The 19,277-nt window shown below is 69.8% G+C and carries 16 protein-coding genes; 8 read left to right on the forward strand and 8 right to left on the reverse strand.

The window, feature by feature from the left end; genetic code table 11:
- Positions 1–14: 14 nt before the first annotated feature.
- The 8 genes from EV685_RS01940 to EV685_RS01975 all read left to right on the forward strand — a co-directional run bounded on the left by EV685_RS01940 (position 15) and on the right by EV685_RS01975 (position 11,169).
- Entirely contained in the window at positions 15–776 is a 762-nt protein-coding gene (locus EV685_RS01940; RefSeq protein ID WP_130480296.1) for an oxygen-binding di-iron domain-containing protein, read from the forward strand.
- A complete protein-coding gene (locus EV685_RS01945; RefSeq protein WP_338054422.1) occupies positions 773–3,340 on the forward strand; it encodes an ABC transporter permease in 2,568 nt (855 codons plus the stop codon). The genes EV685_RS01940 and EV685_RS01945 overlap by 4 nt, the downstream gene beginning before the upstream one ends.
- Positions 3,340–4,548 carry a lipocalin-like domain-containing protein gene (locus EV685_RS01950; RefSeq protein ID WP_130480297.1) on the forward strand — a complete coding sequence of 403 codons (1,209 nt, stop codon included), beginning with the start codon at positions 3,340–3,342 and terminating at the stop codon, positions 4,546–4,548. The genes EV685_RS01945 and EV685_RS01950 overlap by 1 nt, the downstream gene beginning before the upstream one ends.
- 49 nt (positions 4,549–4,597) lie before the next feature.
- A complete protein-coding gene (locus tag EV685_RS01955) occupies positions 4,598–5,176 on the forward strand; it encodes a YceI family protein (protein WP_130480298.1) in 579 nt (192 codons plus the stop codon).
- 171 nt (positions 5,177–5,347) lie between these two features.
- Positions 5,348–7,297 carry an extracellular solute-binding protein gene (locus EV685_RS01960; protein ID WP_130480299.1) on the forward strand — a complete coding sequence of 650 codons (1,950 nt, stop codon included), beginning with the start codon at positions 5,348–5,350 and terminating at the stop codon, positions 7,295–7,297.
- Positions 7,298–7,355: 58 nt separating this feature from the next.
- Positions 7,356–8,393, forward strand: a complete 1,038-nt coding sequence (locus EV685_RS01965; protein ID WP_130480300.1) for a microcin C ABC transporter permease YejB — start codon at positions 7,356–7,358, stop codon at positions 8,391–8,393.
- Positions 8,394–8,401: 8 nt separating this feature from the next.
- Positions 8,402–9,427 (forward strand): ABC transporter permease, encoded by a 1,026-nt coding sequence (locus EV685_RS01970; protein WP_420820797.1) that lies wholly within the window; start codon positions 8,402–8,404, stop codon positions 9,425–9,427.
- 80 nt (positions 9,428–9,507) lie between these two features.
- A complete protein-coding gene (locus EV685_RS01975; RefSeq protein WP_130480935.1) occupies positions 9,508–11,169 on the forward strand; it encodes an ABC transporter ATP-binding protein in 1,662 nt (553 codons plus the stop codon).
- A 590-nt stretch (positions 11,170–11,759) separates the two neighbouring features.
- Here EV685_RS01975 and EV685_RS01980 read toward each other — a convergent pair.
- The 8 genes from EV685_RS01980 to EV685_RS02015 form a co-directional block, all read right to left on the reverse strand.
- Entirely contained in the window at positions 11,760–12,080 is a 321-nt protein-coding gene (locus EV685_RS01980; RefSeq protein ID WP_130480302.1) for a copper-binding protein, read from the reverse strand.
- 20 nt (positions 12,081–12,100) lie between these two features.
- Positions 12,101–12,607, reverse strand: a complete 507-nt coding sequence (locus EV685_RS01985; protein ID WP_130480303.1) for a DUF411 domain-containing protein — start codon at positions 12,605–12,607, stop codon at positions 12,101–12,103.
- Between the two features lie 29 nt (positions 12,608–12,636).
- A complete protein-coding gene (locus EV685_RS01990; RefSeq protein ID WP_130480304.1) occupies positions 12,637–13,152 on the reverse strand; it encodes a cupredoxin domain-containing protein in 516 nt (171 codons plus the stop codon).
- A gap of 105 nt (positions 13,153–13,257) precedes the next feature.
- Positions 13,258–14,727, reverse strand: a complete 1,470-nt coding sequence (locus EV685_RS01995) for a multicopper oxidase family protein (protein WP_130480305.1) — start codon at positions 14,725–14,727, stop codon at positions 13,258–13,260.
- Between the two features lie 35 nt (positions 14,728–14,762).
- Positions 14,763–16,211, reverse strand: coding sequence for a TolC family protein (locus tag EV685_RS02000; RefSeq protein ID WP_207224741.1), 1,449 nt, complete (start codon positions 16,209–16,211; stop codon positions 14,763–14,765).
- On the reverse strand, positions 16,208–16,534 hold the full coding sequence (locus EV685_RS02005; RefSeq protein WP_130480306.1) for a hypothetical protein: 327 nt from the start codon (positions 16,532–16,534) through the stop codon (positions 16,208–16,210). Before EV685_RS02005 ends, EV685_RS02000 begins: the two co-directional genes overlap by 4 nt.
- 114 nt (positions 16,535–16,648) lie before the next feature.
- Positions 16,649–17,101, reverse strand: coding sequence for a hypothetical protein (locus EV685_RS02010; RefSeq protein WP_130480307.1), 453 nt, complete (start codon positions 17,099–17,101; stop codon positions 16,649–16,651).
- Between the two features lie 25 nt (positions 17,102–17,126).
- Complete coding sequence (locus tag EV685_RS02015) at positions 17,127–19,154, reverse strand: putative bifunctional diguanylate cyclase/phosphodiesterase (RefSeq protein WP_130480308.1); 2,028 nt, start codon at positions 19,152–19,154, stop codon at positions 17,127–17,129.
- Between the last annotated feature and the right edge of the window lie 123 nt (positions 19,155–19,277).

The raw sequence follows: 19,277 nt of genomic DNA on the forward strand, positions 1-19,277 counted from the left end.
AGAACAGGTCCCACATGCCCGTCGAACTGTTTCGCCAAGGGGGCCTGCAGCGCCTCATGTTCTGTGACCTGCACCAGCACCATGGCGAGGCGGTGCAGGCCAACCAGTTCCTGATCGTCAACGACGACACCGGCGCCATCATCGACCCGGGCGGCAACCTGGCCTACAACGAGCTGTACCTGGGCATGACCCAGCACTTCCCGCCGCAGCAGCTGTCGGCCATCGTGGCCTCGCATGCCGATCCGGACATCATCGCGTCGCTGGACCGCTGGATGACCGCCAGCGCCGCGCCGGTCTACATCTCGACCGTGTGGGAGCGCTTCATCCCCCACTTCTGCAAGCCGGGCAAGACCGGCGGGCGGATCATCGGCATCCCCGACCGGGGCGCGCGCATCCCCATCGGCAAGCAAGAACTGGTCGCGCTGCCGGCGCACTTCCTGCACGCCGAAGGCAACTTCCACTTCTGGGATGCGCCCAGCGGCATCCTGTTCACCGGCGACCTCGGCGCGTCCATCGGCGTCGACCCGCGCGTGCCGATCCAGTCGCTCAACGCGCACATCCCGCGCATGGAGCCCTTCCATCGGCGCTACATGGTCAGCAACAAGATCCTGCGGCTGTGGGCCGAGATGGTCCGCACCCTGCCGATCCGGATGCTGGTGCCGCAGCACGGCGCGCCCATCGTCGGGCCGGCCGTGGCCGAGTTCATCGACTGGGTGCAGACCTTGCCCTGCGGCATCGACCTGATGCAGCAGGGCCACTACACGGTCCCGCGTTGATCGGGCCCGAACCGGCGGCCACGGGGATGGGCTGGCAGGGCCAGCTGCGCCTGATCGGCCAGCAATGGCGCCACCACCCGGGCCGGCTGCTGATCGCGGTGCTGGCGATCGCGCTGGGCGTGGCGCTGGCGCTGGCGGTGCAGCTGATCAACCGCTCGGCGCTGGCCGAGTTCGGCGCGGCCGTGCGCAGCGTCAATGGCCAGCCCGATGCCGAGTTGCGCCCGGTGCGCGGCACACGTCTGCCCGAGTCGCTGCTGACCACGCTCGCCGCCCGGCCGGAGGTGCTGCTGGCCAGCCCGGTGATCGAGGTCGACACGCTGATGCGCACGGCCACCGGGGCACGCACACCGATCAAGGTGCTGGGCCTGGATGCGCTGATCGCACCGGCCTTGGCGCCGGACCTGTTCCCGCGACCGGATGACGACGCGCCCCGGCTGGCCCTGCTGGACCCGGACCGGGTCTTCCTCAACCCGGCCGCGCAGGCCCTGTTGGCACCGGGCCGCCGCAGCGTGGTCTTGCAGGTCGGCAGCCGAACGGTCGAGCTCCGCGTCGGCGGCAGCGTCAGCGCCGAAGGCCCGCCGCTGGCCGTGCTGGACATCGCCGGTGCGCAAGAGCACCTCGACCGGCTCGGCCAGCTCAGCCGCATCGACCTGAGGCTGGCGCCGGGCACGGACCGCGATGCCTTGCAGGCCGCCTTGAACATCGACAGCGCCCTGCCCCTGCGCCTTGCCGCACCCGAGGACGGCGCCCAGCGCCTGTCCAACCTGTCGCGCGCCTACCGGGTCAACCTGACGGTGCTGGCGCTGGTGGCGCTGTTCACCGGCGCCTTCCTGGTCGGCGCGGTGCAGGCCCTGGCCGTCGCCAAGCAGGTGCCGCAACTGGCCTTGCTGGGGGTGCTGGGGCTGGACGCCGCGACGCGGCGGCGCGGCGTGCTGGCCGAGTCGGCGCTGATCGGCCTGATCGGTGCGGCGCTCGGCACCGGTCTGGGCGCAGCGCTGGCCTGGCTGGCGCTGCAACGCCTGGGCGGCGACCTGGGCAGCGGCGTGTTCGGCGGCGGCACGCCACCGCCGCTGCAGTGGTCGACCGGCGCGGCGCTGCTCTATGCCGGCCTGGGTGTGCTGGCGGCCTTGCTGGGCGGCTGGCAGCCGGCGCGGCAGGCCGAACGCATCGCCCCGGCGCTGGCGCTCAAGGGCCTGGGCGGTGACGGCCAAGGCCCGCAACGGCGCTGGCCTGGTCCGCTGATGCTGGTCGTGGCGCTGGCGCTGTGTGCTGCGCCGCCGGTGTTCGGCCTGCCGCTGGCGGCCTACCTGGCGGTCGCCTTGCTGCTGCTGGGCGGCATCGCCTGTGTGCCGGCCGGCGTCGACGCGGTGCTGGCCCGGCTGCGGCCGCCACGCCAGCCCTTGGCGCTGCTGGCGGTCGAACGCACCCGCGACCAGCGCCAGCAGGCGACCGTGGCGGTGGCCGGCGTGATCGCCAGCCTGGCCCTGAGCGTGGCGCTGACGGTGATGGTGGCGAGCTTCCGCGACTCGGTCAGCGACTGGCTGACCCAGGTGCTGCCGGCCGACCTGTATGCGCGCACCGCGACGTCCTCGTCGCAGGCCGAGTCGGTCTACCTGGAGCCGCCGCTGGTCGATGCCATCGGCGCCTTGCCCGGCGTGCGCCTGCTGCAGGCGCTGCGGGTGGTGCCGCTGCAGTTGGATGCCGATGGGCCGGCCGTGCCCCTGATCGCCCGCGAGATCGGCGACCCGGCGCAGGCCTTGCCCTTGGTCGGCAGCCTGCTGGACCCCTCAAGGCACCCTGGCCTGCCGGCGGTCTATGCCAGCGAAGGCTTGCTGGCCCGCCAACTGGCACGGCCCGGCGACACGCTGAGCCTGCCCTTGCCCGATGGCCGCAGCGCCACCGTCTGGGTCCGTGGCGTCTGGCGCGACTACGCCCGCCAGCACGGCTCGCTGGCCATCGACCGGGCCGACTGGATCGCGCTGAGCGGCGATCGGCGCGTCAACGACCTGGCGCTGTGGCTGCAGCCCGATGCCGATCCGTCAGACGTTCAGGCCGGCATCCGTCGGGTCGCCGGCGACACCGCCGGGCTGCTGGAGTTCGCCACGCCAGCGGCGATCCGGGCGACCTCGCTGGCGATCTTCGACCGCAGCTTCGCGGTCACGACGTGGCTGCAGGCGGTCGCCATCGCGATCGGCCTGGCCGGCATCGCCGCCAGCTTCTCGGCCCAGGTCCTGGCCCGGCGCAAGGAGTTCGGCACGCTGCTGCACCTGGGACTGTCGCGCCGCGAGGTGATGACGCTGGTGACGGCCGAAGGCGCACTCTGGAGCGGCGTCGGCGCCTTGCTCGGCTTGTTGCTCGGCCTGGCGGTCAGCGGCGTGCTGGTCTGGCTCGTCAACCCGCAGAGCTTCCACTGGACCATGGACCTGAGCCTGCCCGCCGGCCGGCTGGCCGCCCTGAGCGGCGCGGTCGTGCTGGCCGGCAGCGTCACGGCCTGGCTGTCGGCCCGCATGGCCGCCGGGCGCGATCTGGGCGACATGGTGCGGGCGGTGAAGGAGGATTGGTGATGGTGAACGTGATGCCGCCAAGCCAGCGAAGGACCGCGCTCGCGATGCTGGCCCAGGTCGCCTGGGCGGGTCCGGCGCTGGCCTCCCGACTCCTTCCGCAAAGACCGCCCGACCCGGTGAGGGTGCATGTGCCGGTCGACTTCGGTGCCCACCCCGATCAGCGCATCGAGTGGTGGTATCTGACGGGCTGGCTGGCCGATCCGGCCCAACCCTGGCAGCCGCTGTATGGCATCCAGCTGACCTTCTTCCGATCTCGCACGGAAGTCCGCGCCAACCACCCGAGCGCCTTCGCGGCCACGCAGCTGGTCATGGCGCATGCCGCGCTCAGCGATGTGCGGGCCGGTCGCCTGGTGCATGACCAGCGCATCGCGCGGGCCAACCTGGGTCAGGCCGTTGCGCGCGTCGGCGACACCGAGATGCGCTTGCGCGACTGGTCGTTGCGCCGTGAGGCGGTCCCCGGCAAGACCGCCGAGGAGGCCAGCGTCTACCGCATCGACCTGGGGCGCAGCACGCTGGCCGAACGCATCGAGCTGATCGCGAGCACCACCAGCCCGATCCTGCGACAAGGCTTGGGCGGCTGGTCACGCAAGGGGCCCGATCCCTCCCACGCGAGCCTGTACTACAGCCAGCCCCAGTTGACGGTACAGGCCCGCCTGCGACGCGACGGCCGCGACCTCATGCTGACCGGACGCGCCTGGATGGACCACGAGTGGAGCGACAGCCTGCTGCCTCCCGAGGCCGTAGGCTGGGACTGGATCGGCATCAACCGCTTCAATGGCGATGCCCTGACGGCCTTCCGGCTGCGTCGCCACAACCGGCAGGCGGTCGGGCAGGATCCGGCCGACGCGACACTCTGGACGGGCGGTTCGCTGCGTCAGCCCAGCGCCGACGTTTGGTATGAACCCACATCGACCTCTGGCCACGCCTTTCGCCACGAGGAAGCCGACGTCCTGCGCTGGACCCCGCTGCGCCACTGGACCAGCCCGTCGACGCAGGCCCGCTATCCGGTCGAATGGAAGGTCGAACGTGGCCGCACCGAATACACCGTCCGGGCCCTGTTCGACGCCCAGGAACTCGACAGCCGCGCCAGCACCGGCACGGTCTACTGGGAGGGCCTGAGCGAACTGCTCGATGCCGACGGCCGTCAGCGCCTCGGCCTGGGCTACCTGGAGATGACCGGCTACGCCCAGCCCCTGACACTGCGATGAAACCGGGCAGCCGACACAATCGCCCGCTCAAACCGACCCGGAACCTGCCATGACCTTCCGCCTCGTCACCGCCCTGCTCGCCACCGGCCTGGCCGGCGCCAGCGTCCACGCCGCGCCGGTCGAATACAAGGTCGACCCGGACCACACCTACCCGAGCTTCGAGGCCGACCACATGGGCATGTCGACCTGGCGCGGCAAGTTCAACACCAACTCCGGCACGCTGTGGCTGGACAAGGTCGCCGGCAACGGCACGGTCGACCTGAAGATCGACATCGGCAGCATCGACTTCGGCATGGCGCAAATGAACAGCGTGGCGAAGAACCCGGAAATGTTCAACGTCGAGCAGTACCCCTACGCCTTCTACAAGGGCACGCTCGAAGGCTTCATGCCCGGTGGCACACCGCGCGTGGTCGGCACGCTGGACTTCCGCGGCGTGACCCGGCCGCTGACGCTGGAGGTGTCGCGCTGGAAGTGCCAGCCGCATCCGCTCAACAAGCGCGACTGGTGCGGCGCCGATGCGATGGCGACGTTCTCGCGGGCCGACTGGGGCTTCGACGTGGGCCGCGACTGGGGCTTCTCGATGCAGACGACCCTGCGCATCCAGGTCGAAGCCGTGGCGCGTGACTGACACCCCGCAAACGCGGACTTTCCGCCAGGAGACAACACGGGGCCGCTGCCTAGAATGATTTGAAGCGGCGACGCCACGTCTGAAGTCTCACGTCTCACGGCCCAAGCCCAGCGCCCAGCGCCCCGCGTCCTGTTGCCCTTCCCCGCTCCTACGCTCGCCACTGTCCGGCCCATGCCCCTCCTGCGCCCTGCCCGCCCGCCGCACCACCCCCTGCCGAGTCACGCCGGACGCCTGCTGGCCATGGGGCTGACGGCCCTGCTCGGACTGGCCCTGGCATCGGGCCTGCAAGCCGCGCCGGCGGAGACACGGGCAACGGTCCAGCCGATCGCGGCGCCTGCGGCCCAGGCCCAGGCCCTGGAGACCTGGACCCATGCCTACGCGGCGTACACGACGCCCAAGTACCCGGCCGGCTTCGCGAACTTCGACTACGTCCGGCCCGATGCGCCCAAGCGCGGCACGCTGTGGCTGCGCAACCCGGACCGGCGCTCCAGCTTCGACAAGTTCAACCCGTTCACCATCAAGGGCAACGCGCCGGCCGGTGTTGGCCTGTTCATGTTCGAGAGCCTGGCCGCCCGCTCGATGGACGAGCCGCAGACGATGTACGGCCTGCTGGCCGAGCAGATGTCGGTCGCGCCGGACCTGTCGAGCGTGACCTTCCGCATCCACCCGCTGGCCCGCTTTTCCGACGGCACCCCGGTGACCGCCGCCGATGTCGTGCACAGCCACCAGATGCTGACCAGCCCGCAGTCCTCGCCGGGTGTGCGCATCGGGCTGTCGGACATCGGCGAGGTGACGGCACTCGACGCGGCCACCGTGCGCTTCACGCTCAAGGAACGCAAGATCGACGCGGTCTTCGCGGCCGGCGGCATGGCGGTGTTCTCGAAAGCCTGGGGCGCGGTCGGCGGCAAGGCCAAGCCCTTCGACCAGATCGTCAGCGAACACCCGATCACCAGCGGCCCCTACCTGATCGACCAGGTCGAGATGCCGCGCCGCATCGAGTTCAAGCTCAACCCGCGCTACTGGGCACGCGACCTGGGCGTGCGGCGCGGTCACTTCAACTTCGAGCGCATCGTCTACCGCATGTACGCCGACCCGGCCGTGGCGGCCGAGGCCTTCAAGGCCGGCGAGTTCGACTTCTTCAAGGAATACAGCGCACGCGCCTGGGTCCGCCAGCACCAGGGCGTGAAGTGGCGCGAGGGCCGCATCGTCAAGGCGGAGCTGCCGACCGCCTGGGGCCAGGGCCTGCAGTCGACCCACTTCAACCTGCGCCGGCCGATCTTCCAGGACGCCCGCGTGCGCGAGGCCCTGACGCTGGCCTGGGACTTCGAGCGCCTGAACCGCTACGGCCAGTACCAGCGCTCGCACAGCCTGTTCAACAACTCCACCTTCGCCGCACAAGGCACACCGTCGGCCGAGGAACTGGCGCTGCTCGAACCCTTCCGGGACCAGCTGCCGCCGCAGGTCTTCGGCCCGTCCTACGTCGCCCCGGTGCAGGGCGACGCGCAACGCCTGCGCGCCAACCTGCTGCGCGCCCGCGACCTGCTGGCGCAAGCCGGCTGGAAGGTCGCCGACGACGGCAAGCTGCGCAACGCCAAGGGCGAGGCCTTCGTGGTCGAGTACCTGGAGCCCAGCCAGCCCGGGCGCAACACCGACTTCCAGCACAACCTGTCCAAGCTCGGCATCGAGTTCAAGGAACGTGTGGTCGACTTCGCGCTCTACCGCCGCCGGCTCGAGACCTACGACTACGACCTGATCACCATCGTCGAGGGCGACTTCACGCTGCCAAGCGCCACCGACCTCAAGGCCGGTTTTGGCAGTGCCACCGTCGACGAGCCCGGCGGCAACAACTTCCGCGGCGTGAAGAGCCCGGCCGTCGACGCCCTGATCCAGGCCATCGCCGACGCCAAAGACATCGCCCAGCTGCGCACCGCCGCCCGGGCACTGGACCGCATCGTCATGTGGAACCACTGGCAGATCCCCGAGCTGTACCTCAGCAAGGAACGGGTCTCCTACTGGAACCGCTTCGGCAAGCCCGCCGTGCAACCCGGCTACATCTCCATCGACGGCGGCGAGCCCTGGCCGCTGTGGACCTGGTGGGTGGAGCGGGAGCAGCGGCCGTGAGTCAGTCCGACGTTCTCGCCTGGCCCACCGCACGGTCTGACCCCACCTGAAGCCCCTCATGCTCGCCTACATCCTCAAGCGCATCCTCCTGATGGTGCCCACCTTGCTGGGCGCCTTGACGCTGACCTTCGTGGTGATCCAGTTCGTGCCGGGCGGGCCGGTTGAGCAGGTGATGGCTGAGGCACGAACATCCGACAAGGGGGGCGACAGCGGCGGCTATAAGGCCAGCCGGGATGTCGACAAGCAGCAGATCGACGCGCTGAAAAAACTCTATGGCTTCGACCAGCCCGCGCATGTGCGCTATGTCGAGATGCTGGGCCGCTTCCTGCGCTTCGACCTGGGCAAGAGCTTCATGTTCAACAAGGACGTGACGCAGCTGATCCTGGAGAAGCTGCCGGTGTCGATCAGCCTGGGCGTCTGGAGCTTCCTGATCGCCTACCTGGTGTCGATCCCGCTGGGCGTGGCCAAGGCGGTGCATGAGGGCACGCGCTTCGACACGCTGACCACCCTGCTGGTGCTGGTGGGTTATGCCATCCCCGGCTTCGTGCTGGGCGTGCTGCTGATCGTGCTGTTCGCGGGCGGCACCTACTGGGACTGGTTCCCGCTGCGTGGGCTCACGTCTGACAACTGGGCCAGCCTGGACTGGCCGGCGCGCATCGCCGACTACTTCCACCACCTGGCACTGCCGCTGACCTGCATGACCATCGGCAGCTTCGCGGTGATGACGCTGCTGACCAAGAACACCTTTGTCGAAGAGATGCGCAAGCAGTACGTCAAGGTCGCGCGTGCCAAGGGCCTGTCGCCCGCACGCGTGCTCTACAAGCACATCTTCCGCAATGCGCTGATCCCGCTGATCACCGGCTTCCCGGCGGCCTTTGTCGGTGCCTTCTTTGCCGGCTCGGTGCTGATCGAGAACCTGTTCTCGCTCGACGGCCTGGGCCAGCTCGGCTATGAGGCCGTCGTGCGGCGCGACTACCCGGTCGTGCTGGGCTCCCTCTACCTGTTCACGCTGATCGGGCTGGTGGTCAAGCTGGTGTCGGACCTGCTCTACGTGGTGGTCGACCCGCGCGTGCAGTTCGGCAAGGCGGCCAAGTGATGTCACCGATGTCCTCTTCGACCTCTCCCAACGCCCGCGCCTGGGCGCGCTTCCGGCGCCACCGGCTGGGCCATGCCTCGCTGTGGATCTTCCTGGTGCTGCTGGTGCTCAGCACGCTGGCCGAGGTGGTCAGCAACGACCGGCCGCTGCTGGTGTCCTATCAGGGCCAGATCAGCCTGCCGATCGTCGACAACCCGCCCGAGACGGCCTTTGGCGGCGACTTCCGCACGCCGACCGACTGGAAGGACGCCTACATCACCGGCAAGCTGCAAGAGGACGGCAACTGGGCCGTGTTCACGCTCAATCCGCACTCGGCGACGTCGCTCAACTACTTCGACCCACTGCCCAGCCCGATGCCGCCGAACGCGCTCAACCTGCTGGGCACCGACGCACAGGGCCGCGACATGCTGGCCCGGCTGATCTACGGCTTTCGCGTCAGCATCTGGTTCGCGCTCGCGCTGACGCTGACCGGCACCGTGCTGGGCGTGGCGGCTGGTGCGCTGCAGGGCTACTTCGGCGGTCGCGTCGACCTGGTGTCGCAGCGCCTGATCGAGATCTGGGGTGCCGTGCCCGAGCTCTACCTGCTGATCATCTTCGCGTCGATCTTCGAGCCCTCGCTGCTGCTGCTGCTGGTGCTGCTGAGCCTGTGGGGCTGGATGGGCCTGGGCGACTATGTGCGGGCCGAGTTCCTGCGCAACCGCAGCCTCGAATACGTCAAGGCGGCGCGCGCGCTGGGTCTGGGCAATGCCCAGATCATCTGGCGCCATGTGCTGCCCAACTCGCTGACGCCGGTCATCACCTTCCTGCCCTTTCGCATGAGCGCGGCCATCCTGGCGCTGACCTCGCTGGACTTCCTCGGCCTGGGCGTGCCGGCCTCGGTGCCGTCGCTGGGCGAGCTGCTGCGGCAAGGCAAGGCCAACCTCGACGCCTGGTGGATCATCGTCCCGACCTTCTTGCTGCTGACCGTCACGATGCTGCTGCTGACCTTCATCGGCGACGCGCTGCGCGACGCCTTCGACACCCGCAAGTCATGAGCAGCACCTCGACCTTGACCGCGACCCCGAGCGTGAGCACGCAGACCCCGCCCAACAGCCAGTTGCCGCAAGTCGCCGGCATGCCGCTTCTGCAGGTCGATCAGCTCAGCGTCGCCTTCGCCGGCCAGACCGTGGTCGATCAGGTCAGCTTCGAGATCGGCGTGGGCGAGAAGTTCGCGCTGGTCGGCGAATCGGGCTCGGGCAAGTCGATCAGCGCCCTGTCCATCCTGCGCCTGGTCGACGGCGCCAGCCACATTGGCGGCTCAATCCGCTTCGACGGCACCGAGCTGATGACCGCCAGCGAGCGCCAGATGCGTGGCCTGCGCGGCCGCGACATCGCCATGATCTTCCAGGAGCCGATGACGGCCCTGAACCCGCTCTACACCGTGGGCAACCAGATCGGCGAGGTGCTCGAACTGCACGAGGGCCTGAGCGCACGCGAGGCCCGCGAACGCGCCATCGCCCTGCTTGATCGCACCGGCATCCCCGAGCCCGCGCGGCGCGTCGACGCCTATCCGCACGAACTCTCGGGCGGCCAGCGCCAGCGCGCCATGATCGCCATGGCCCTGGCCTGCCGGCCACGCCTGCTGATCGCCGACGAGCCGACCACCGCGCTGGACGTGACCATCCAGGCACAGATCCTGGCCCTGCTCGACGAGCTGCAGCAGGAAATGGGCATGGCGCTGCTCTTCATCACCCACGACCTCAACCTGGTCGGCCGTTACGCCGATCGTGTCGCGGTGATGTCGCGCGGCAAGATCGTCGAAGACGGCATCACCGCCCGCGTCTTCGCCCGCCCCAGGCATCCCTACACCCGCCAGTTGCTGGCCGCCCGCCCGCAGCCGCTGACCAGCGCCGAACGCGACAGCCGCCAGACGCCCCTGCTGCAAGCCCAGGGCGTGCGCGTGACCTTCAGCCAGCCGGCCGGCTGGTGGCGCCGCAAGGACTTCGTCGCCGTGCGCGAGGCCTCGCTGAGCGTGCCCCGCGGCCAGACGGTTGGCATCGTCGGCGAGTCGGGTTCGGGCAAGACGACACTGGGCATGGCCCTGCTGGCGCTGCAGCCGCTGGCCGCTGGCGAGGTCACGCTGCACAACCAGGTCGCCAGCGACGTCATGAACACCAGCCAGCAGCGCTCGACCCAGCGGGTCGACCTGGCCGAAGGCGGCGAGCTGCGCGCCCTGCGGCGTCGCATGCAGGTGGTCTTCCAGGACCCGTTCGCGGCGCTGTCGCCGCGCATGACCGTCGGCCAGATCGTCGGCGAGGGCCTGGCCCTGCACCACCCGGACCTGAGTGCCGCCGAACGCGACACCCGCATCCGCGCCGCGCTCGCCGAGGTCGGTCTGGACACCCAGGCGGCGGCCAGCGACACCCGGGGCGGCTCGGACCTGCTGCAGCGCTACCCGCACGAGTTCTCCGGCGGCCAGCGCCAGCGCATCGCGATCGCCCGCGCGCTGATCCTCAAGCCCGAGCTGCTGCTGCTCGACGAGCCCACGTCGGCCCTTGACGCCTCGGTCCAGCAACAGGTGCTCGCCCTGCTGCTGCGCCTGCAGCGCGAACAGGGCCTGAGCTACGTCTTCATCAGCCACGACCTCGCGGTCATCCGCGCCGTGGCCCACCAGGTGCTGGTGATGAAAGACGGCGAGGTGGTCGAACGCGGACCCACCGCCCAGGTCTTCGACGCACCCAAGCACGCGTACACGCAAACGCTGCTCGCGGCAGCGCTGGCGGCAGAGCCCAAATAGTCGACAGGGGGCCGTTCTGCGCGTCGCCTGACCGTCGAACACCCGGCGTCCTCAACCCGCTCGAACACCCGTGTCCCCAACCCGGTAGGTCGGACACCCCGTGTCCGACGGGCTGTCGCGCGCAGATGCGTTGGGGCTGTCGAACGAAGAAGGCGGCATTCATTCGGCGGACGCGTTCGGCAAGGTTTTGATCCGGAGGCCCATCGGCACCAGCCCGTCGGACACGGGGTGTCCGACCTACCGATGGTTGTTGCCGAAACGACCGGTCGCTTCAACCCGTTGCCACCGCCCTTTCGCGCAACCCGCACCCCGCGTCCTCAATCTGATCGAACACCGCATGTCCTCAACCCGGTAGGTCGGACACCCCGTGTCCGACGGGCTGTCGAGCGCAGATGCGTTGGGGCTGTCGAACGAAGAAGGCGGTATTCATTCGGCGGGCGCGTTCGGCAAGGTTTCGATGAGGAGGCCCATCGGCACCAGCCCGTCGGACACGGGGTGTCCGACCTACCGATGGTTGTTGCCGAAATGACAGGTCGCATCAACCGGTTGCCACCGCCATGCCGCGCATCCATCACCCCGCGTCCGACCCTTTATTTCACCAACTCCCACGCCTGCACCGTGTAGACCGGGCCGTCCTGGCCGGCCATGAAGCGGATGCGGTCGCCGGCCTTGAGGCCTTCGACGCCTTTGGGGTCGCGCACGACGAAGACCATGGTCATCGGTGGCATGTCGAGGTTGCGCAGCTCGCCGTGCTTGAGGGTGAGCTTGCCGCCGGACTTGTCGACGCGGCGGACCTCGGCCTCGCTCATGTCGGCGGCGTTGGCTGTCTGGGCGGTCGACAGCGTGGGGGACAAGGCCGTCACCGCCAGCATCGTTGCCAAGGCCAGGCGGCGTGAGATCGTGGATGTCATGGTGGGGGTCTCTCGTTGATTCATCGGTAGGACTGGTAGACGCTGGCGCCGCCGTCGCGCTGGACCAGCAGCACGTCGTACGGGTCCTTGCGGCCCTTGTATTCGGGGCCGTCCATGCCGGGCGAGCCGATCGGCATCGCCGGCACGGCCAGGCCGAGCGCACCGGCCGGCCTGTCCTTGAGCAGGCGCAGCACCTCGCGCGCCGGCACATGGCCTTCGAGCACGAAGTCACCGACCTTGGCGGTGTGGCAGGAGCCGTAGCGAATCGGCATGCCCAGCCGCGCGCGGGCTTCTTGGTTGCCGTCGTCGTGGACGCGCACCTGCAGGCCATTGGCCTCCAGGTGGCGCACCCAGTCCTTGCAGCAGCCGCAGTCCGGGCTCTTCCAGACGTCGACCGTCGGCAGGGCGTCCTTGCCGAACTTGCCGGCGGCGCCGACCACGGGTGCTGCCAGGCCGAAGACGGCCAGCGCCAGCAGCTTGCGGCGCAGGTCCGCAGAGGGCTGGTCCAGCGAGTTGCGCGTGTTCATCGGGGTTCTCCTCGAAGCGGTGGATGTCATCAGCGCGGCTTGACGATCACGCGGCCGACCATGCCGGCCTCGTAGTGGCCGGGCAGCAGGCAGGCGAACTCGAACTCGCCGGGGCGGTTGAAGGTCCAGACGATCTCGGCCCGCTGGCCGGCCGGCACATGCGCCATGTAGGGCTCGTCGTGTTCCATGTTCGGGAACTTCTTCATCAGCTCGGCATGGGCGGCCAGTTCGTCGGCCGTGCCGAGCACGAACTCATGCATCAGCTTGCCGCGGTTGCGGTGCACGAGGCGAACGGTCTCACCCTCGCGGACCTCGATGCGATCGGGGCTGTAGCGCATCTTGTCGCTCATGCGGATCTCGATCGTGCGGGTGGCGGCCTTGGCCGGTGCGGCGATGCCCCAGGGCTTCTGTTCGAGCCGCAGTTCCTTGGGCGCATCGGCATGGGCCTTCTCGCCATGGGCGTTGGCGGGCAGGCTGACCAGGCCGGTGCAGGCCAGCGCAACGGCCAGGGCCAGGTGTCGCCGGGTCGGGTTGTGCGTGTTCATCGGGTTTCCTGTTCGGTTTGAGGGGTGTGGGTGTGGGTGTGGGGTGTGGGGTGTGGGGTGTGGGGTGTGGGGTGTGGGGTGTGTTGCTGCTGCCAGGGGGTGGCGTCAATGCCCGGCATGGCCAGAAGGCTTGCGGGCCTTCAGTTCGACGGCCGGGGTGACCGGTTGGGTCGGGGTCGTCGAGGCGTTCGGCGTCGTGGTGGTTGCAGACGTGGCCGGCGCGCGCACCGGCTCGGCCAGGCTGCCGGTCCATTCGCGTGCGACGGTGCCGGCCGGATGCTGGAACCAGCCGGGATCGCCGTATTCACCGGGCTTCTGATCACGCCGCACCTTCAGCGTGGTGAACATGCCGCCCATCTCCAGCGAGCCGAAGGGACCTGTGCCGGTCATCATCGGCAGGGTGTTGTCGGGCAGGGGCATGGTCATCTCGGCCATGTCGGCCATGCCACGTTCGCCCATCACCATGTAGTCGGGCACGACCCGGGCGATGCGTCCGGCGAGGCCACTGTGGTCGACGCCGATCATGGTCGGCACCGCATGGCCCATCGCGTTCATGGTGTGGTGGCTCTTGTGGCAGTGGAAGGCCCAGTCGCCCTCCTCGTCGGCGATGAACTCGACCTGCCGCATCTGGCCGACCGCAACGTCGGTTGTCACCTCGGGCCAGCGGCTGCCCACCGGCGTCGGCCCACCGTCGGTGCCGGTCACGCTGAACTCGTGGCCGTGCAGGTGGATCGGGTGGTTGGTCATGGTCAGGTTGCCGACCCGGATGCGGACCCGGTCACCTAGCCGCACGTTCAGGCTGTCGATGCCCGGGAACACGCGGCTGTTCCAGGTCCACAGGTTGAAGTCGGTCATCGTCATGATCTTGGGCGTCGCACTGCCCGGCTCGATGTCGTAGGCACTGAGCAGGAAGCAGAAATCGCGATCGACCCGGTCGATCAGCGGGTGCGAGGTGCGCGCACCGTCGCGCTTCGGGTGCGTGACCCAGAAGCCCATCATGCCCATCGCCATCTGCGTCATTTCGTCGGCATGGGGGTGGTACATGAAGGTGCCGGGACGGCGCGCCACGAACTCGTAGACAAAGGTCTTGCCCGCCGGAATGGCCGGCTGCGTCAGGCCGGAGACGCCGTCCATGCCGTTGGGCAGGCGCTGGCCGTGCCAGTGCACGCTGGTGTGTTCGGGCAGGCGGTTGGTCACGAAGATGCGCACGCGGTCGCCCTCGACCACCTCGATCGTCGGGCCGGGGCTCTGGCCGTTGTAGCCCCACAGATGGGCCTTCATGCCCGGCGCGAGTTCGCGCACGACGGGCTCGGCGACGAGGTGGAATTCCTTGACGCCATCGACCATGCGCCACGGCAACGTCCAGCCGTTGAGCGTGACGACCGGGTCATAGGGCCGGCCGTCGGGTGGCATCAGCGGGCCCTGGGTCGCGGCGCTGGTCTGGCTGACCGGCTCGGGCAGCGCGGCCATGGCCACGCGGCTGACGGCCGAGGTGCCGACCGCTGCGGTGATCACCGCAGCAGTGGCGGCCACGTTCACGCCGGAACCGCGGATGAAATCGCGTCGAGTCACCATGGTGGGGTGGTCCTGTTCAGGTGGGCGGGCGGCGGTCAATGCGCACCTCCGCCGTTGTTGGTGGCACCGGAGAGGGCGGATCCGCCGCCCACCATCAGGTCGGGCTTGCCGACCAGCGCCAGTTCCAGATCGGCCTGGGCCAGCCAGGCATCGCGTTGCGCCTCGATCGCCGCAGCGACCGTCACGGCCTGGCTGCGCGCATCGGCCAGCAGGTCCAGCACGCCGATGAACATGCCGTTGTAGCGCAGCACGTTTTCCTCGGAGACCAGCCGTGCCAGCGGCACCAGCACCTCGCTGTGGTGGCGGGCGATCTCCCAGGACGAGCGTGCGGCGGCGTCGGCCTCGCGGACCTCGGAACGGGCCTCGATGGCGACCTGGGCGGCCTGGTGCAGGCTGCGCAGCCAGACCGCCTCGGCCCGGGCGCTGCGGGCCTGTCCGCCGCCGAACAGCGGCAGTTCCAGACTCAGCTCGATGACATCCTGCGGCGGGCCTTCGTTGGACGTGTTGTGGGCCAGATCCAGCTCCAGGCCGTTGACCCAGCCTTCGACCTGCGCCAGACCCAGGCTGCGGGCGGTCGCCTCCAGCTGCAGCCGGGCCGCCTGGATGTCGAAGCGCTGCGCCATGGCCTGGCGCTCCAGATCGCCCCGGTCGGGCAAGCTCTGCGGCAGGTCGGGCAGGCGATCGGGCAAGGCATAGCCGGTCTGCGTGCCCCACAGGCCCAGCAGGCGGTTGAGGCGTTCGCGCGCGGCCAATGCGGCCTGGCGTGCGCGTGCATGCTGCAGCTCGGCCTGAGCCTTGTAGCCCTGTTCGCGGGCCTGTTGCAGACGGCTCCAGTTGCCCACCGCCCGCAGCCGGTCGGCCATCTCGGCACCGGCGCTGGCGCTGTCGCGGACCTGCGCGGCGGCGTCCTCCAGCTGACGCGCGGCCACCGCCTGGACCCAGGCCTTGCGGACCTGCGTGGCCAGCGCCAGCGCGTCGGCGGTGACGCTGCGTTGCTGGGCACCGAGCCGGCGGGCCTCGATCTCGCGCGCCCAGGGCAGCATCAGCCAGTGGCCCAGCTCGAAGGACAGACCACGCTCGATCTCGCGCTCATCACCACGCCGGACCTTGCCGAAGCTGAACCGCGGGTTGGGCAGACGGGCAGCGGCCAGCCAGTCGGCCTGGCTCACGCCCAGATCGGCCAGCCGGGCCTGCAAGCCGCGGTGGTTGATCAGGGCGATGCGCAAGGCGGCGTCGGACGTCAGCGGCTGGCCCAGCAGCCCATCGACCTCGCGGCGCACCTCGGCCAGGGCCTGCTCGTCACGGGCAAGGCGCAGCGCATCGGCGGGCAGGCGCAGCTGGCGTTGCACCGCGTCGGCCACCGGGCCTTCGGCGCGACGGCCGCCAGGCGCGTCGTCGAGCGTGGCGCAGCCCGCCAGCGTCAAGGCCACGGCCAGCACAGTGGCCCGCATCGGCAGGGATCGGGGAACGGTGCGGCGCGTCATGGTCGCCCCTCCAGGTCGTTCTGGCGCGCGTTCTGGCGATCGTTCTGGCGTGCGTTCTCTCGGGCGACCTCACGGGCGTAGGCCCGCCAGCCACCCGCCTTCTGGACCGCCGTGTGCGCGGCCCGCCAGTCGACGGGTTCGGATTCGGCCAGCGGCCCCTGGTGGTGCCAGACGCTGCGGTGAGGCAGCGGGCGGCTCGGGGCATCGGGGTCGAGCGGATCGACGCGGGGCGGCGATCCGGCGGGCGCGGCCAGCGTCAGGCCGGCTGCACCCAGCAGCGCCACAGCCAGCAGGCCGCGTGCGGCGGACAGGAAAGGAAACATGGAGACCTCGGTCTGCGACGGCCACGGCGACACAGGGCCGCCGGCCGGGTCGAACGACGGTGGACCACCGCAACACCCTGCCCCTCCCGGGTCAGGTGCGGTGCCACCACGGCGTCAGGCCGTCGAGGTCCGAGGAGGTCGTTCCAGGCCGCGCGGCAGCGGCTCCGGCACGCTGGCCGTGGTCAGGCGCGGAAAGCTCGCCATGGTCCAGCCAGGGGCCGGCCAGTCCAGCGGCGTGGCCAAGACCCAGCCACCGCAGCCGGCCAGGCAGGTCTTGCAGCAGCTGCTGCCCGCATGGGCATGGTGTTCGGTCTGGCTCCCGGTCTGGCTCCCGGTATGGCTCTCGGTCTGGATATCGCCTTCGGCCAGGTCGGCCTCGGCAGCCTGCAGGTCGTCGTGGTGATGCGCGCCCGCGTCGTCTAGGCCTGGGGCGTGTTCGTGGACCGCGCTGGATGCGGCCGGCGGGCAGACCACCATGCGCGCCAGCTCGGCCGCCTGCAGCGGCAGGGCCAGCAGCAGCAGCGCGGCGACCAGGAGGCGCCAGCCGGGACGAAGGAAGGTGGACATCACCCGAAAAGTATAAGCAGGCGCGTCAGGCGGACACGATGTCAGGGGGACGCGCAGCCAGCCATTGCGCGTACTGCTGCGCATCGGCTGGCCGGGCGATCAGGTAGCCCTGCAGGATGTGGCAGCCGGCGCCGCACAGGTAGTCACGCTGGGCCTCGGTCTCGACGCCCTCGGCGACGACCTCGATGCCCAGGGCCTGGGCGATGCCGACGATGGCCTCGACCACGACGCGGTCCTCCTCGTCCTCGGGCAGGTCCTTGAGGAAGCCGCGATCGATCTTGATGGTGCGCGGGCGCAGCCGCTTGAGGTAGGCCAGCGAGGAATAGCCGGTGCCGAAATCGTCGACCGCGATGCTGATGCCCAGAGCCTGCAGGTCGGCCACGATGCGCAGCGCGGCGGCCTCGGTCATCAGCACGGTCTCGGTGATCTCGATCTCGAACTCGTCGGGTCGCACGCCGTGCTGCTGCATCGCGTCGCGCACGGTGTCGACCAGGGCGCTGTCACGGAACTCGTTGGCCGACAGGTTGACCGCCACGCAGCCGAAGGCGAGCCCTTCGGCCTTCCAGCGCGCGATCTGGGCACAGGCCGCCCGCACGACCCAGACCCCGATCTCGCCGATCAGGCCGGCTTGTTCGGCCGCCGGGATGAAGCTCAGCGGCGGCACCAGGCCACGCTGCGGGTGACGCCAGCGGATCAGCGCCTCGCAGCCCAGCAGCTCGCCGCGCGCCGCACCGATCTGCGGCTGGAAGTGCAGCTCGAACTCATCACGGGCGAGCGCCTCGCGCAGCTCGCGCTCGACCTCCATCTGCGCCTGCACGCGCTGGTTCAGCTCGGCCCGGTAGAAGCCGTGGCCGTTGCTGCCGGCCTTCTTGGCCTCGTACATGGCCAGATCGGCGTGGCGCACCAGCTCGTCGGGCTCGCGGGCGTCATCGGGCAGCAGGGCGATGCCGATGCTGGCGGTGACATGGGCCTCTCGCCCCTCCAGCATCATCGGCCGGGCGACCTCGCGCTGGATCCGTTCGACGGTCTGCATCAACTGTTCGAGCGAGCCGTAGTCCTGCAGCAGCAGCAGGAACTCGTCGCCGCTGTGGCGGCAGACGGCGTCCGAGGCCCGCACCGAGCTGCTCAGGCGCTGCGCGATGGTCTTGAGCAGGGCATCCCCGGCCGAATGGCCCAGCGTGTCATTGACGACCTTGAAGCGGTCCAGGTCGATGAACAGCACCGCCAGCGCGTGGCCGTCGCGCAGGGCGGTGGCGCAGGCCGCCTGGGCCAGCTCACGGAACAGCAGGCGATTGGGCAGGCCGGTCAGGTGGTCGTGCAGCGCCAGCTTCTCCAGCGCCTGCTGCTGGCGCTCGATCTGGCCGAACAGCGTGTGCAACTGGCGGTGCACGTCGTTGAGGTGCTCACCCAGCTCGCCGATCTCGTCCATGTGCCGCCAACTCATGGTGGCTTCCTCGCCCCGCAGCGCGATGCGGCTGGCCTGGGCCTTGAGCCGGTCCAGCGGCCGGATCAGGCGGTGGTAGAGCACGCCCATCACCAGCAAGGCGGCCATGGCGGCCTGCAGCGCGGCCAGCTTGAACAGCTCCCATCGGCGGCTGGCCATCGCACGATCGAGCTGATCGGGGTCGTAGCAGACCTGCAGTTCGCCGAGCGACTGGCCCTCGCGCAGCACCGGCGCCTGCAGGCAGACCGCGCCGGGTGGCGGCACCGTGCCGGGCGGCAGGTCCGCCCGGACCCGCTGGTGCACGACCAGATGCGAATCGTCCGTCGGCCGGGTCTCCTCCAGGCGCAGGCTGAGCACGCCAGGCTGCGCGACGGTGCGGTCCAGGACGGCGGTGATGCCGGTCTCGTTGAGTGTCCACAGCGGCTCGACCAGGGCCGACACCGCCAGGTTGAGCTGGGCCTGGCGGTTCTCGACCACCAGGGGCTGGAAGGCCGAACGGAACAGGTTCTGCTGCACCGTCAGCCAGATCGCCAGCGGCGCGATCACGGCCACCAGCACCGCCAGCACCAGGGTCGTGCGGATCGACAAGGTCACGCGCAGCACGCTCATGCGCGGCCACTTTCGATTCGCAGGTCAGAAGCTTCAGACGTGAACATCGAGAACGGCAGAGGCGATCACGCAGGGTCGGACAGAGCCGCAGATTCTGCATGCAGCAGGCACTGCGTAAACTGC

The organism is Sphaerotilus mobilis, assembly GCF_004216565.1.
Taxonomy (GTDB): Bacteria; Pseudomonadota; Gammaproteobacteria; order Burkholderiales; family Burkholderiaceae_C; genus Sphaerotilus; species Sphaerotilus mobilis.